Origin of the sequence: Allorhizobium sp. NPDC080224, assembly GCF_050281005.1 — a bacterium.
Lineage (GTDB): Bacteria > Pseudomonadota > Alphaproteobacteria > Rhizobiales > Rhizobiaceae > Allorhizobium.
Map to the genome: position 1 here is coordinate 3,727,064 of NZ_JBNNWJ010000001.1, position 15,885 is coordinate 3,742,948.

Below are 15,885 nucleotides of genomic sequence, written 5' to 3' on the forward strand. Positions count from 1 at the left end.
TTTGTGGGGCGACCTAACCCTTAGAGCCTCGACCAATCCCGACGCGCCAGCTGATCGACAGAACGGCATCGCCTCTTTGAGCAGCTTTTACCCTGACGCGCCCTGTGGAGCAACAAGGCTTGCTGACCCTGTAAAGGGTTACGGCCTTGAGACCTGTGTTGTTCAAACAGGGGTCACCATCACGCATCTATCAGCGATTGCCACCACGCTTTTACGGTGTGTAGCGATCAGGACGCCGATCCCGGCTGTGCGCAGCTCTTCCAGAAGTCTGGTCTGGAACTCTTCGTCGAGACCAGTTGTCGCTTCGTCCAGGATCAGCAGTGATGGCTGCCGCAAGAGAACCCTTGCAATCAGCAAGCGCTCACGCAAACCCGCCGGGACCATCCCTTCCGCAACAAGTGTCTGAATGCCCATGGGCAAAGCCTCGATCTCCTTCAGGAGGCCAAGCCTGTCGGAACTTCGAAGCGCTGTCTCAAGTGAAAGGCCGCTCATCCCCTGCAGGAAGGACTTGAGGGTGTCGACGGCCATATGCTCATCCTGGAGAACAACACCAAGCTGTCTTCGCCAGATTTTCTGCTCTTGTGCGCAAACGCATTTCCCGTTGATCCTCACCTCACCCGTGGTCGGCGGCAAGATGCCGAGGGCGAGCCTCAGTAAGGTCGATTTACCTGCACCGGACGGTCCTGTGATGGCAACAATCTCGCCCCGCCGGATGCTGAGATCTTGCGGCTTGAACAGGGGGCGCGACGCGCCAGGATACTGGAAGGTGACCCCAATCAGTTCGATGGATTCGAGTGCTTCGTGCTCCTCGGCCAGATCGCGTGTGAACCGGCTTTTGGACGCGTTATCATGTGACGATCCCCCGCTCGCAGTCATGGCGGCTGCTGCGCAACCGACTTCCACGAGCCCCAGCGCAACCATAAAGCTGGCCACAGTGACCAAGGCGGTGAGGGGCGTGTCCAGTGTCGAGATGATCGATACCGCGCCTGCAAGTACGAAAAACAGTGCTTCACACGCAAAGATAACCTGCTGCAGCGTCCTCCTTCGACGGGCAAGTCTTCTCTGACGTCTCAGAGCAGCCTCCAGACGCGTCAGGGCAAAACTCTCCGCGCCCAACGGCCGCAAACCCAAGCTGCCTTGCGCCGCGAGATCCAGCCACTGTTCCATCTCGCCCAAACTCTGCCCTTCCGCATTTTCGATCAGTCCCACCAAACGCCGAGACGCGATTGCGCAAGCGAGCAGAGGTATCCAGATGAGAGCATAGTAGAGACCAAGTTGCGGAACCGAAATGCTCAAGGCCACAAGACCCGGCAACAGACTGGCAAGCCCCATCGGAAGGGCCATTCTTCCGCACAAGGTCTTGACCCGGTTCTTCAGCAATGAACGCATCGCCCGGGCGTAGTCGTGAGGCGTGCGGCTCTGAAGGATCGTTACTCCTCTGTCGAGTATTTCGGCCCAGAGATCAGAATGACGACGCCATCCGAGCAAGATGGACGCCCGCGACGCGGCAATTGAATAGGCAACGCGCGCCAGGATCCATGCAAGGCCCGCCATCAGCAAGATGAACATCGCACCCATTCCAGGTGGGTGCCTCCAAAACACCAGAAGGATCAAGGACTGCGCCGCAACCATGACAAGGAGTGCGAGAACAGCATCGCTCGCTCGGATCGAGCGCCCCTGCGGCTTTGCCAGAGCAAACATGTCTGTATCCAAGGCTTCGCAATCGGCCCTGGACAACCGTTGCCGGCTGCCGTCGATGCTGACACGAGATGGTGATCCGCAGCCAGTGGCATCGATCACGACGAATTGCCCTGTCGCTGTCTGCCAGGCGATCAGGATACCAAGATCCTGCCTTCTCCAGTTCCTGTCTTGCATCCGGACGCGCCGAAGCGAAAGCCCCCGCTTTTGCGCTGCAACCAGAAGCTCTGCTTCCTGCCTATGGTCAAGGCCCTGCGCCAAGATTGCCAGACAACGCGCGACATCGACCATCAGCAACGGCCCAGATCGATGGTCGCGTCCGGCCGGCGTGATTGCGTGCCACGCTCACCAATCAGAACCAGTATATGTCGTTCCCGCAGCCGCTCGACGATACGTCCAGCAAGCGGGGCGTCCAGGGCATCGAGGGCTCCATCCAGCACGATGACCGAAGGTTGGCGCAAGAGCGCGCGGGCAAGCGCCAGGCGACGGAGCTGGCCGCCGCTCAACAGCCGCCTTTCCGCAGAAAGTTCCAGATCCAGCCCTCCACGCTGGCAAAGCTCCTGATTGAGCTCGACCAGATCCAGCACCGCGTCCAAAGCCTGGCGGTCGAAGCGGCTATCACCGAGACAGAGGTTCTCCGCCAGGCTGCCGGAGATCGTGAGAACCTGCTCGTCGACAAGCAGCACCCGCGGCAATCCCTGATGACAGAGCGTTTCGGTCGCCATTCCATCAAAGGTAATGGTGCCATTCGGGCTTGGTTCGAGGCCTGCAATCTGGCGCGCCAGTCGTGTCTTTCCGCTTCCAGACGGTCCAGTAATCTGCAGCAGATCACCCTTGCTCAAAAACAGGTTCGCATCGTCAAGATGAATGGCGAGGCCTGCGGGCGATCCCGGCTGCGACTGCAATCCTGTGGAGTCACAGTCTGTGTTGCGCAGGTCGTGCAAACGCGAGAGCAAACCCATCACTTCTGAAATAGCGGGAAAACTGCGTCGTGCCGTTCGCAGGCAGAGGCCAATCACGACGCAAACTGTGCCAAGCGCTGCGGCAGTTCCCCACTCTTGAGTGAATAGCCCGTCGGCCATGATGATCGCCAGAGCGAGGACAATCGGCAGAGACACAAACACATCGAGTTTCGCCTGCCAGCCCAGGTTGACCTGTGCTTGCGAATGCATCTGAGCGTGCTCTGCTGCCAAATAAGAGATGAGCTCGCTGTCGCGCCTTGCAAACTGTCGGCTCTCAAGATCTGCAAGGATATGCGTATCGGGCAGGACAAGAAGCTGCGCCTCACGCACACGTCTCATCCGGGTCTCGCCGCGGCGAAGGCATGCTGCAAGAACGATACAAGAGGCGATTGCCGTCAACGATGCGATGACCAGTCCAATGGGCAGCTGGATCAACGGCGCAACCAGAAGGACCGGGATCAAGAGCAGCGACCGTAGAAGCGAAGCGGCCATGGGTAGCAACAAAGACCAGCGCTCACCGAGGGTGAGAATATCTGCGAGCTGGCTTGCCGTCTTTGTAGAAAACCATTCGGGCGGCATGCTCTTGAAACGCTGCCATGTGAGGTCTCGTGTCCGAGTGGAAAGGCGCTCTACAAAGTTCTCGGTGCCCCAGTGCAGCAATAGATGCAATTTGGCCACCAGGATCCACGCGAGAAGCGCAACGCTGGGATGCTGATGTCCGTCCAGAGCCTTGGCCATGCTCACGAGCCCGAACGCGACTGCTGATGTTTGCATCAGGCAAAGCAGCAGAATGATGGTTGCCGAAACCCGATTGTCGCTCAGCTGCAGCCAGAATTCCCGCCTTGCTGGATGGACCGGCGGCGGCGGCGCAAAGCGTGGGACGAATGTCAGGGCGATACCGGTGAAGTCCCTGGCAAATTCTTCAATCGTCAGACGCTGTGGCCCGCTTGCAGGATCGTTGATCGTGACATGCTGGTCTGTAACATGCTCGACCACGACGAAATGTATGAATCGGTAGTGGGCGATGAATGGCAGGGGAAGCGTCGCCAGTTGATCAATCTCACGCCGACAAGCCTTGGTCTCGAAGTCATAGCGTCGGGCAAGTTCGAGGAGTTGGCGGGCCGTGAGCCCCAGTCGGCTCGAGCCGATCTCATTGCGCAATCTCTCGAGTGAAACATCGAGCCCGTGCCAGGCAAAGATGATTGCCAATGCCGTGAGACCGCATTCGGTGAGCGCAGACTGACGCAGCTGCGGTGTATGCACCGGCCGCTCCCTGCCCCTGATCAAGGCTTTTAGGCGCCCGCCTAAAGCTGGGGCGTCAATATCCTCTTGCTGCCCTGCTGCAGAGTGGTTTAGCTGCCCCTTTGATGTCTGGGAGTTCACTGTGTCATGTCTTCAGAGAAAGACGCCGACTTGCCCCTGATCAAGGGGGCTCGACTTTTTCGTTCACAAGCGCTCAGCAGGCTTTCGGCAACCCAGGATCTCGACAGCCCTTTGAGGCTGTCCAGTCTGCCCGCTCCATTGACCATGCTGAGCGTGATCCTTCTGCTTTTGTCTCTCATCGTCTGGATTGCTTAGACTTCGCTGACGGTCTTTGCGGTGGGTCAGCTTCGGTGGCCCCACCCCATGGGCTTCAGTTTACCTTGGACAGGATTGACAGCATGTGTTCGAACCTTGAGCCGGCGAGGGAAATCTGATCGAGAATGCTCTCATCGAGCTCATCGTCCATGATTTGGTCGCGGTGCAAGCCTTCCGTGCTGCGCATGCGGCCCATGGTCGAGCGCAGTCGATCGGCCAAAAAAATTGCGATGGCCTTGTAAAAGCGGCCGGCAAATCCGTTATCCCGTCGCAGACGCGCGTCGATCGCGGCCTTCTCCACCGCCAGCACTCTTGCACCACCATGCGCCAGGATTGTTGCGGAGGGCGGCGATGAATCGACAAAGGACATTTCGCCCACCAGCTCACCGCGACCCAGGCGGGCAACCTCGCCGGCGCCTTTGACCTGTACGCCCACTTCTCCGTCCAAGACGAAGTAGAGATCTTGGGTCGCCACACCCTCGTTGATCAGAACCTCACCCTCCTTACAGGTCCTGATGCGCCCCGTTCGAGCGAGCCATTCGGCATCTTCATCGTTCAACTGGCCAAGGATGTAGAGAACCTTGCGCATACCATCTCCTAGAGCAATTGCCGGCGAGCGAGGTCACTGAAGGTGCCGCCCGCGCTAATCAGGTCGTTGTAAGTTCCACTTTCGACGAGGCTGCCACGATCGAGGACGATGATCCGATCGGCCTCTTTGATGGTGCTCAGACGATGTGCGATGACGATGCGCGTAACCTCGAGACTGGTCAGGCTGCGGGTGACGATCGCCTGGGTCCGGTTGTCCAGGGCGCTGGTTGCTTCATCGAACAGAAGGATGCGCGGTTTTCTGACCAGCGCTCGGGCGATCAGGATCCTCTGCCTCTGCCCACCCGAGATGGTCATGGCGCCGTCGTTCAGGACGGTGTGCATGCCCATCGGCATGCTCTCTATTTCTTCTGCCAGGCCCACCATTCTGGCCGCAGCCCATGCATCGGCAACGCCTAGACCGGAGGATCCGACGATGTTGTCGTAGATCGAGCCCGCGCTTAAGCCCCCATTTTGCAACACGATGCCGATCTGGGACCGGAGCGACGCAAGCTCGATCCCATGCGACGGGATACCATCATAAAAGATCTCCCCAGTATCCGGTGTCTCGAAGCCCAGGATAAGGCGCAGCAATGTGGATTTGCCACTCCCAGAAGGCCCGGTGACCGCGATGAAGTCGCCCGGCTGTATCTCAAGATCGAGGCTTTTCAGAACGAGGGGGCTATCCATGCCGTAGCGGAGACTGACATTGCGGAACACAAGACTGCCGGTGAGTTGTGGTGATGATCCCCGGCTGGTCGAGGCACCATCTGGCACGGCTTTCAGCACGGGGGCTGTGCGTTCTGCCAAGGGGGCCACGCTTGCCAGATGGGTAAACGCCTCGACTGTCGCCTTCAATCCGGTCGTCATCTGCCCGAAGGCGGTCGTGAAACCGATAAAGGCTGCGGCCGTCAAAGGCTCGCGCAGCGCGGTGGAAGCTGTGCTTCCACCTGACGGCAAGAGAGCAAGCAGCGCCGCTTGCTGCTGATCAGACTTCATCAGCCACAAAAGCGTGACATAGATCATCAGCAAGGAAAACCACGGCATCAGTGCCAGAAGTGCTGCATGCACGGACTGAATGGATCTTGACGTGGCAAAAGCCTTTCGGTGCTCAAGGCTCTTCCAGGCCCATTGGGCGAGGGCCAGTTTCTCCGCATGGGCGGCGCGCAGCTTTGTCATGCCGATCAGCAATTGAAGTACGAAACCTTGGTTCTGCCCCCGGATCGCTGCTTGGCGTCTTTCCTGTGCAAGCTGTCTGAAGGAGAGGATTGCCGAGATGACAAGAAAGAGGGCAAGGACGGCGATGCCCGTCAATGCCAGTCGCCAGTCGAGGAACACCAGCACCCCGGCACTTGCGATCACTCCCATGGCGCCGAAGAGTCCGGACATGGTCGCGCCGGTGATCATCTGGCGTGCCTCTTGAATGCCCAGCACCCGTTCCGTCAAATCACCTGCGGAATAGGCCCGAAAGAAATTCACTGGAAGTCTTAGAAGGCGCTGGAAAAGCGCGGCCTGTATCGACGAATCCAGACGCGTTTCTATCCGTGCGACGCAAAGGCTGCGCATCAGTTCGAAGGCGGACTGGCCAAAGGCGAGCGCGACCAGTGACGCCAGTATGAATAGCAGATTGCCCCGGTCACCAGCTGGCACGACATGCTGAAAAAGCATGGTGGCTGCGATCGGCGGGACCATGACCACCAAACTGGCGACCAGCGCCACGGTGAGTGTGGCGACAACATCGTAGCGTGTGCCGGAAAAGCCAAACCGCATGGTTTCGAGGAGGCCCATGGGGCGATCCTCAAGCGACGGATAGATCTGCAGCGCGCCCGTTGAAACCTCTTGCGCAAGCGGTTTGGTCAGGCGACGCATACCTTCATGCGTCACCAGCAGCCAACCGCCGCCTTTGCCCGGAACCAGGCCTGCCGGCGAGCCGTCCTTCAGCGTTGCAAGCATCGCAGTGCCGTCACGGTGCCACCAGTCGTGGTCGAGCATCACCTGGCGATAGTAAAGGCCCGCAGATCGTAAAAGCGGCTCGTAAGAGCCCTTGTCGCCCAGGGCCTCGAGATCCCGCCGCAGAGCTTGTGATACCTCCAGTCCACTCGTCTGCATGACGGCAACAAAAACCGAAAGCCGGGCAGATGACATCTGACCGGTTTTCGGCTCCCTCAAGGTCAGCAGATCCGAAAGACTTTTGCCAAGGCTTCGGTCCATGGCCTGACGGCGGATGTTCAGCCGATCTTCGAGCTTGGCGCCATGTTGAGCCGCCTCTCGATCAAGTTGCGACAGGACCTCGCCGCCGATGAAGCAGAGGCCTTCTGCCAAAATTGCGTGGTCGGGGCACTCGGTTGATACCTGCAGGGCCGCATCGGAAATGGCGGTCACCGAGGTCGTCGAGGTGATCGGCAGTTCAAGGCCAACTGGCCAGGTTCGGTCGCACCAGGTCACGCTTCCGCCCAAGGGGCGACCGAAGCAGAGTGTCCGATGAGGTGCAGAGACTGTCATGCCCTGAGGTAGATCGAACTCGCCCGTCAACAGGATGCGATCAGTCCAGCCCTGCGGCGTCTGGCCCAGGACCCCGATCATCGCCTGAACCCAAGACATGACGGCTTCCGGCGGTGGCTTTGGGGCGCCTGCCTCGCAGACCGCAAACTCCGAACCAAGAGAACCGATGGCGCACAGCCGATGCTGGCCGAAAGAGACAGCTGGAAAAAGATATTCACCGACCTCGATACGGAACAGATGCCGTCTGAGACCGTCTCCGCCTATCGCAAAAAGATCGGCGTAACCACGCGTCAACCTGTAGAAGCGGTCGGCCTCGTCAAGAAACAGGGGTCTGTTGGCGCCACCGGCAATGGTCGCTTGACGTTCAGCCATGACCCGCACCCTCAGCAATCAGCGCGGCATATTCTCCTGCAGCCGCCATCAGTGTCTCATGGTCACCGCGTTCGACGATCCGCCCGTCCTTCATGACGATGATCTCGTCACAGTCTCGGATCGTGCTGAGCCGATGGGCGATAATGATGGTCGTGCAGCCGCGTGCCCGCAGGTTATCGTCAATCCGCTTTTCCGTTGCCGGATCAAGCGCTGAGGTGGCTTCGTCGAGGATGACAATGGATGGCTCGGCGGCCAGAACGCGGGCAATTTCCAGTCTTTGGCGCTGCCCTCCCGAGAAGTTGGTACCCCCTTCATTGACCTGAGACAGGAGCTGGCCCTTCCGCATGATGACGTCATCGAGAACGGCGGCATCAGAGAGTGCCCGGATAAGGCGCCGATCCGAGACGCCCGGGTCCCAAAGGCTGAGATTATCCTCGACCGTGCCTTCGAACAGGAAGATCTCCTGGTCAACATAGCCACATATAGCCGCCCGACGTGCTGGATCCAATTCGTTCAGCCCAATCCCACCGATGGAAATCGAGCCTGACCACGGAGTGAACAGACCTGCCAGGAGGCGACCAACCGTGCTTTTGCCGCTGCCGGACCCGCCAACAAGTGCCACTCGCGCACCCGGTCTTAATGTCAGCGAGAACCCATTGACGAAGGGAGGATCAAGAGGACTGTAGCCGAAGACCAGGTCTTCGGCCCGCAATTCGAAACTGGCCGGTGTTGCATCTTCAGCCTCAAAGTGCGCGGCAGGCGCCCTCATAAGGTCATCGGCACGATCAATGTCGGCCTTAACCATTTGTATTTGACCGGCAAGCTGCACGAGGCTGGCGATGGGGGTGTAGAAGCTGACCGCCAGGGCCTGAAAGGCAATCAGGGTTCCCAGCGAGATTGCGCCGTCCATGACACGCAGCCCGCCCAGGCCCAAAACTGCTGCGGCTGACAAGGCAGAAAGAAGCCCAGGCACGATCCCAATCAGGGCCTCCACCCTGCCCTGGCTGCTGCGCAGGCTTAGAAGCCGGGCCTGATGCCCCGCCCAGCGCTGGAATGCCTCCCGTTCCGTTGCGGATGCCTTGATGGTCTCGATAGCGCGGATCGCGCCGACCGTCGCCGCAATCAGTTTTCCCGACTGCGCCGCTTGCAGCCGGGCATTACGGGACTGAAGACGGTTGGATACGCTCAGCGTGAGGAAATAGATGCATTGCAGGAGAATGATGGCGACAGCCAGCACCGGGTCAAGCAACAGCATGACGCCTGCGTAGACGATCATGCTCAAGAGGTTGAAAATGCTTGTTGCAAACTGTCCTGACAGAAGACTGGCCAACTTTTCATTGGCGTCCAGCCGATTTGCCAGTTCGCCCGGATGACGCTGAGCGTAAAAGCTCATCGGAAGGCGCAACATATGCCAGAGCATTTTCGTCGCTGGAAGAAAGGCAAGGCGGACCTCCAGCCTTGCCAACAACATCTGTTGCAGCAGGACGAGCGCCGCCTGCGCAAGCGTGATGGTCGCCAGCAGGACACTGAAGGGGATGATCCAGTCTGTCTGTCGGGTGGTCAATATGTCATCGACAAAGACCCGGGACAGCACCGGTAGGGCGACCCCGGGCACGACCAGGAGACCGGATGTGATGATGATCTGCGGCAAGAGCGCCCGGGTGCCTTCGAGCCGTTGCGCTAGGGCCGAAAGAACGGATGGCTGCGCTCCTGAGGGTTCGAAGTCGGCGCCTGGTTCACACGCAATGACGACACCGGTAAATGCCTGGCGGAGCTCATCCAGAGGGATCTTGCGCCGACCAGTCGCGGGATCGTTGAGATAGGCGAAACTTGCGTTGAGACCTTCAAGAACCACGAAGTGATTGAAGTTCCAGTGAAGGATGGCGGGCCATGGAACTTCGTGGAGTTGTTCAGGCTCTTTGCGAAACCCCTTCGCCGTCAGGCCCACTCTGCGAGCAGCCTTCAAGAGGTTGCTTGCTCTCGTACCATCACGCGAGACACCGGCCATTTCACGCAGTCGCTCGAGGCCGATATGCATCCCATATGACGCCAGGATCATGGCGAGACAAGCGACCCCACATTCGGTCTGTTCGATCTGCAGAATAGTCGGCACCGGCTTGCGCCGCTTGGCATGTGGTCGTGGTGCCATGTTACGCACTCGTGAGTCTGCGAAGCATGGGGACCAGGAAATCAATCGGAGCGCGCTCTTCGATCGTGACCTTGGCTTTTCCGATGGCGCCATGGCTGAGCGCTTGGGCCGGGCCGGGCCCTCCAACCCAACGATATCCGCTCGCCGCGGAAGGATCTGCATCAAGGGTTACCACTGCGGTGAAAGGGGCCCCGTCTGACGAGAAACTGGAGACCAGTGTATCGTTCTGCAGGATGGCGCGCATTCCCTCTCGGGTCGCCGGAAAATCGGAGACAGAGCGGACATGGCCAGTCAGCGTTCCCCATTGCTCGCGCGGCAGACCGGAAATTTCAATGTCGACGCGCATGCCCGGCCGTACCCGTTTGCCACTGGCCGGTGGCAAGAAAAGGCGCAACTCCAGGCCGCCATCGCCCGTCGCGATACTCGCCACCGGCGCTCCGGACGCGACAAAGGTGCCGGAGGGCACCTTCCATTCGACAAGCGTTCCAGACTGAAGCACCTGAACCTTGCCGAATTCTCTTAGCATCTGGGCGAGTTGATCGCGCTCCGCCTCGACCTTGCTGACCTCCTGATCGAGCGCGCTGATCAGACGGCGGCTTTCGGCATCCGCGGCAAAGCCGGACGCCTCCATCTCCAGCAGGCTGGCTTCGACATTCGACAGGTCCTGGGCGGCAAGCTCTATTTGCTCGCGCGTCTGCTGCAAGGTCGCAACCGCCAGCGCACCAGTGGCGACCAGATTTTCCTGCCGTTTCAGTTGCGCCTGATAGGCCTCGAGGCGCTGCCGGGCGTCTCGTGACCTTCCTTCATAAGCAATGCGCCGTGCCTTCGTATTGGAAAGTTTCGCCTTACGCAGCTGTTCTTCATCCAGAAATGCTTGCTGCCGGTTTGCAATAAGTGTTTCAAGGCGACGGTTAATGTCCGCCAGCCGAAGCGCAATATCAGGTTGCTCGATCCGCGCGATCGTCATTCCCGGCGTGACAGCCGCACCAGCTGCCACACCTTGCGTGACAAGAGTGCCCGATGCGAGCGCGACAGTGTCGATCACGTTCCCCCCGGAAAGGAGCAATATGCCCTGCCCATCGACACGGGAGGGGATACGTCCAACCACGCTCCACAATCCAAACAGCAAAGCGAGCCCTACAAATGCCGTGACCGCAATCCAGGTCCCTCTGGAATTGATTTGCACGGCTTCATCAAGCCGTTCGGGCGACGCGAGCTTCTGGAGCGCCTCCCGGCGAAAGAGCTTGTCAGCGCTCATCGACCAAGTCTTCCCGCTGCATTTTCATCATGGTGTGGCTTGCCCCTTCAGCCAAAACAATAATTTGAGGATCTATCGGATCTCGATTGCAAGTGCGACCAATCGGTTTCGAACAGCGAGGCCAAATCTGGGCGCAACGGAGAGATACGTCGCAGATCACTTTTCATCAGCAAGCCGTCGCTTCACATTGCCGGCCAATCAGGTGCCGGGAGATTCCGGTGACCAAAGGTGCATGCTGATGATCACGGACAAGACACACAGAGGAACGTCACTGCTTGCTGACGCAGCCCCCCTACCGGCCGCCTCATGCGGCGAGGCTCGGCTCCTGTCTCTTCAAGGCAGTGCCAGCCTGTTTTCTCAACTGACCTTTCCGCGCCTGCGTCCATTGATGGCTGAACTTCCGACCCAATGGTTTGCAGTTGGCGCGGTCGTTGCAGGCCTACCGGTGGGACTGGCACTGGGCTTCGTGGATGATAAGGGACAGGCCGAACTGGTGTCACTGATGGTGGCAACAGCGCGCCGCCGGCGGGGACTGGGCAAACGGCTTCTTGAAACCTGGATGGCTGATGCGGTTGGACGCGGCGCGCGCTCCATGTTCGTGCGATTTGTGGAGCGCAGAGCAAGGCATGAAGCTCTTTGCGCTCTTCTGGCAGGGGCCGGCTGGACTCCGCCGGTCGAAGACGGGCTTTTCGTACTCGGAAGAGCCGGTCCCATGGTGCGGGCAGTCGGCAGCTGGGCGCCGGTCTCCGAGAAGCTGACAAAACAATCAGTCTACAGTTTCGATCCGCTGTGCCTGACTGCCACCGACGAACAAAGGGTCAATGATCTGTTGGCTGTCGACGATGCTGCGCAAATGCAAGGGCCATTGCGACTTTGGCCGCGACTGGAGCCAGAGGTCAGTTGCCTGGTGCGCCGTCAGGGCGAACTGGTCGGCTGGGTACTGGCCGGCCCCTCCAGCGAGCGCTGGCAAACCTTGTCCGGCTCGGAGACCTTGAACGGCACTCCAACCGATCCTTTGATCGAGTATTTCGAGGCCTTTCTCGACCCGAGCTATTGGCACACGGCCATCGCTGTGGGTGCCTATTTTCACTGCTACAGGAAGCAGGTTGAGCTCTTCGGCCCTCAGTCGCTTGCCCTTTACTACACCGACACCTCGCGGCCACGCATGGTCCACTTGACCCGCCGCCGCTTTGCCCCGATCGCTGACAGGGTAGACACCATTTTTCGATCCGATGGCCCCCTCCAGTAACCTCTCCCCACACAGTCCAGAAGAAAGGATATCTTATGTCGATCGATGCTTTGGAAAAATTCTATGAACACGTCCGCAGTGATCAGGCCCTGGAGGCGCAGGCGACTATGGCCTTGCAGGAAGGTGCTGACGCCGTCGTGAAGCTTGCGGAGCGCGAAGGCTTCTCATTCACGACGGAGGAGCTGAGCGTCGCCTTGGCGCATCACGCAAGTATGAACGACGAGCTGTCCGACGACGAGCTGGAACTGGTCGCTGGTGGAATAATGATGCCACCTAGCGCCAAGGAGCCCACGAAAGGCTCTTTTGGCCGATAACTTGCCTTTTTTCAGCCGCTGGTTGACTCATAGAATACCTCAGCAACGAAGCATGACCCCGCTCAACATCCATGAGCGCCCAGTGGAGCAGGCCGACCAGAGATAGGTCTGCTCCATCCCTGGACTGCTTTCCCGGATCCCCCGATGCACGAAATCTACCTGATCAATCCGGCAGAAAACGCTCCGGGCTATTTCGGCCTGGAGGTTCTCGGCGCATGGACAGGTGTCAATGCGACAGCGATTGCCGATCTGGCAACCCCGACAGTCGCAGCCTTTGCCCCTGACAACTGGAAGGTGACGATCTGCGAGGAGCGTCTAGATCCTGTCGATTACTCCCATCCGGCTCGATACGTCGGCATCACGGGGAAAGTGACCCAACAGGCCCGGATGATCGAGCTTGCGGCGGAGTTCAGACGTCGCGGCAAGACCGTGCTCATCGGGGGCTCCTATGCCTCTTTGTCGCCGGATACCCTGAGAGAGCATTGCGATATTCTCGTTATCGGCGAGATTGAAGAGCTTGCAGGCGAGCTCTTCGAGGACCTTGCTTCGGGTCAGTACAGACCAGTCTATCAAGGTGGCAAGCCTGCGCTTATCGATTCACCTGTGCCGCGCTGGGACCTTTATCCGCTCGAGCGGACCTGGTCTGCCCAAGTGCAGACATCTCGCGGGTGCCCGTTCGACTGCGAGTTCTGTGACGTCATCCAATATCTCGGACGCAAGCAACGATGGAAGGAGCCGGAGCAGATTACGTCCGAACTCGACATCCTGCGTGATCGCGGTGTTCGCAGTGTCTTCTTTGCTGACGACAATCTGACGGTTATGCGACGGCGGACCAGGGCTCTGCTCGAACGGCTCCTTGACTGGAACGAGAGGAGACCGGATGATCGTATGGCTTTTGCAACGCAGGTGTCGATCGATATCAGTCGCGACCACGACATTCTCGCACTCATGCGAAATTCCGGTTTTGAAACCCTCTTCGTCGGGATAGAAACACCCAATGAACAAAGCCTCGCCGAGGCCGGCAAGCGCCAGAACCTGCGGCACGACATGATTGCTCAGGTCGAGACGATCGTTCAACATGGCATGATGGTGTACGGGGGCATCATCGTCGGCTTCGATCAGGATGGCTTCGATATCTTTGAACGGCAATTCGACTTTATCCAGAGCATGCCTCTTCCTCTGATCACTCCAGGAGTGCTCGTCGCACCCGAGACAACACCGCTGTATGCCCGTATGTTGAAAGAGGGACGCCTGACTGAAGGGGCCGATCACTCGGCATCGCTCGTGAGCACGAACATCATTCCAGCCTCAATGAGCAGGGAGCAATTGCGATCGGGAATGACGTGGCTTCTCAACCGATTATTCGCCCCCGGCCATTTCATGAGCCGCCTTGAGCGCTATGTGTCTCTGTCAGGCGAGAGAAAAGCCTCAAGGGGCCAGGTACTTTTCACAGGACCGGCTGCGTTGCTCGCTCGGGAGCTTGTCAAGCGAGGAGGCGCAGAATACGGCTTGGTCAAGGCCTTTGATCGAGCATTCGCCAATCGTCCCGATCTGGTGGGCTCGCTAACCACAATATTCGTACTTTACTGTCAGGCCCGGCATATGCTTGAGGTTCAAGGTCTGTGGCACCCCGATCTTGCACACCTAGAGAGGCCTCTCCCATAAGCGATGCCTTCGGCCACAGACGAGCGCGGTCCGAACCGCGTGAAGGGAGCCAGACCCATTGCCGGTGCTCTGATCCCCAAAAACTGGACCGTTCATAATTGGAGTTTTCCGCTGTAATTTCCCGGCTGGGAAAAGGAGCGGAAGCATGAAGGCATCGAAGTTCTCGGACGCGCAGAAGGCGTTTATTTTGAAGCAGGGCGATGACGGCGTGCCGGTGGCAGAGATCTGCCGGAAGGCCGGGATCAGCCCGGCGACCTATTTCAATTGGCGCAAGAAGTATGCGGGTCTGCTGCCCGACGAGATGCGCCGATTGAAGGCTCTGGAAGATGAGAACTCCAGGCTCAAGAAGATCGTTGCCGATCTGACGCTGGACCGCGAGATGTTGCAGGACGTTATCCGGCGAAAGCTCTGAGGCCTGTCCGGAAGCGCAAGCTGATCGACGGGATGCTGGTGGACTGGGGCATATCGATTCGACGGGCCTGCAAGGTCCCGAAGTTCGATACATCGACCTACCACTACAAATCCCGCCGCACCGGACAGGCCCCACTCGAACGACGCATCAAGGAGATTTGCGAGACATGTGTGCGGTATGGCTACCGCCGCGTCCATGTGCATTTGCGCCGCGACGGTTGGAAGATCAATATGAAGAAGACACGCAGGATTTACAGCGAGTTTGGCCTTCAGCTGCGCAACAAGCATCCCAAGCGGCGTGTGAAGGCAAAGCTCCGAGATGATCGTCAGGAAGCTGTCGGGCCGAACGACGTCTGGGCGATGGACTTCGTTCATGACCAGCTCGCAACCGGCAAGAAGCTGTGTATCCTGACCGTGGTCGACACGCACTCGCGCTACTGCCCAGCCGCCGACGCACGCTTCACCTATCGCGGCGAGGATGTCGTCCAGACACTGGAAGGCATCTGCCGAAAGACCGGCTATCCGAAGACGATCAGGGTGGACAATGGCAGCGAATTCATCTCCCGTGATCTTGACCTCTGGGCCTATGCCAACAACGTCACCCTGGACTTCTCACGCCCGGGCAAACCGACTGATAACGGCTTCATCGAGGCCTTCAACAGCAAGCTGCGATCGGAGTGCCTGAACGCCCATTGGTTCCTGACCCTTGCGGATTCGCGCGAAAAGTTGGAGACTTGGCGTCGATACTACAACGAGGAACGTCCTCACTCAGCGATCGGATATAACGTCCCGATCGCCATGCATAATCCCGGTGGCGCAACCAGCCAGCCATCGTGATCAGAGCCGGAAAACTCTAGTTCCCGGCGGTCCAAGGTTTGGTACCAGAGCAAAAAAACCAAGACTGTCCCGAAAACTGGAGGGAAATTGGGGCTCAGGTCACAGGTGATCTGCTCGACATCATCTCGATCAAACGCAAAAAGCTCCTCGAGTTTTATGCCGAGGAGCTTGTGAAGATGTTTCCAGCGAGGGAGAATTTACAATTCTCATTGGTTGCGGGGGCAGGATTTGAACCTGCGGCCTTCAGGTTATGAGCCTGACGAGCTACCGGGCTGCTCCACCCCGCGCCAAGAGCGCAACTTTGT

At 58.9% G+C, this 15,885-nt stretch carries 10 protein-coding genes and 1 tRNA gene; 4 read left to right on the forward strand and 7 right to left on the reverse strand.

The annotated features are described in order from the left end of the window. Positions 1 to 162: 162 nt before the first annotated feature. The 6 genes from ACQKP1_RS18310 to ACQKP1_RS18335 form a co-directional block, all read right to left on the reverse strand. Positions 163 to 1,989, reverse strand: coding sequence for an ATP-binding cassette domain-containing protein (locus tag ACQKP1_RS18310; protein WP_427276483.1), 1,827 nt, complete (start codon positions 1,987 to 1,989; stop codon positions 163 to 165). Continuing rightward, complete coding sequence (locus ACQKP1_RS18315; RefSeq protein ID WP_427276356.1) at positions 1,989 to 3,923, reverse strand: cysteine peptidase family C39 domain-containing protein; 1,935 nt, start codon at positions 3,921 to 3,923, stop codon at positions 1,989 to 1,991. Before ACQKP1_RS18315 ends, ACQKP1_RS18310 begins: the two co-directional genes overlap by 1 nt. Before the next feature lie 370 nt (positions 3,924 to 4,293). Next, positions 4,294 to 4,827, reverse strand: a complete 534-nt coding sequence (locus tag ACQKP1_RS18320) for a cyclic nucleotide-binding domain-containing protein (RefSeq protein ID WP_427276357.1) — start codon at positions 4,825 to 4,827, stop codon at positions 4,294 to 4,296. A gap of 8 nt (positions 4,828 to 4,835) precedes the next feature. Further along, positions 4,836 to 7,697 (reverse strand): NHLP bacteriocin export ABC transporter permease/ATPase subunit, encoded by a 2,862-nt coding sequence (locus ACQKP1_RS18325; protein ID WP_427276358.1) that lies wholly within the window; start codon positions 7,695 to 7,697, stop codon positions 4,836 to 4,838. Further along, positions 7,690 to 9,846, reverse strand: a complete 2,157-nt coding sequence (locus ACQKP1_RS18330; RefSeq protein ID WP_427276359.1) for an NHLP family bacteriocin export ABC transporter peptidase/permease/ATPase subunit — start codon at positions 9,844 to 9,846, stop codon at positions 7,690 to 7,692. The genes ACQKP1_RS18325 and ACQKP1_RS18330 overlap by 8 nt, the downstream gene beginning before the upstream one ends. 1 nt (position 9,847) lies before the next feature. Beyond that, the gene (locus ACQKP1_RS18335; protein WP_427276360.1) at positions 9,848 to 11,104 is read right to left on the reverse strand and encodes an NHLP bacteriocin system secretion protein; all 1,257 of its coding nucleotides are present in this window, start codon (positions 11,102 to 11,104) and stop codon (positions 9,848 to 9,850) included. On the opposite strand from ACQKP1_RS18335, the gene ACQKP1_RS18340 reads away from it, so the two are divergent. From ACQKP1_RS18340 to ACQKP1_RS18355, 4 genes are all read left to right on the forward strand, one after another. Further along, positions 11,091 to 12,353, forward strand: a complete 1,263-nt coding sequence (locus tag ACQKP1_RS18340; protein WP_427276361.1) for a GNAT family N-acetyltransferase — start codon at positions 11,091 to 11,093, stop codon at positions 12,351 to 12,353. The two genes, ACQKP1_RS18335 and ACQKP1_RS18340, sit on opposite strands and share 14 nt — an antisense overlap. 35 nt (positions 12,354 to 12,388) lie before the next feature. Continuing rightward, complete coding sequence (locus ACQKP1_RS18345; protein ID WP_427276362.1) at positions 12,389 to 12,667, forward strand: Nif11-like leader peptide family RiPP precursor; 279 nt, start codon at positions 12,389 to 12,391, stop codon at positions 12,665 to 12,667. Positions 12,668 to 12,811: 144 nt separating this feature from the next. Next, positions 12,812 to 14,332, forward strand: a complete 1,521-nt coding sequence (locus tag ACQKP1_RS18350) for a radical SAM protein (RefSeq protein WP_427276363.1) — start codon at positions 12,812 to 12,814, stop codon at positions 14,330 to 14,332. 145 nt (positions 14,333 to 14,477) lie between these two features. Further along, a protein-coding gene (locus ACQKP1_RS18355; protein WP_427276364.1) for an IS3 family transposase occupies positions 14,478 to 15,580 on the forward strand; the annotation gives its coding sequence in 2 pieces (ribosomal slippage) (positions 14,478 to 14,739 and positions 14,739 to 15,580; 1,104 coding nt in all). Between the two features lie 210 nt (positions 15,581 to 15,790). Here the strand turns inward: ACQKP1_RS18355 and ACQKP1_RS18360 are convergent. After that, positions 15,791 to 15,867 (reverse strand) — tRNA-Met (locus ACQKP1_RS18360). Positions 15,868 to 15,885 lie beyond the last annotated feature (18 nt).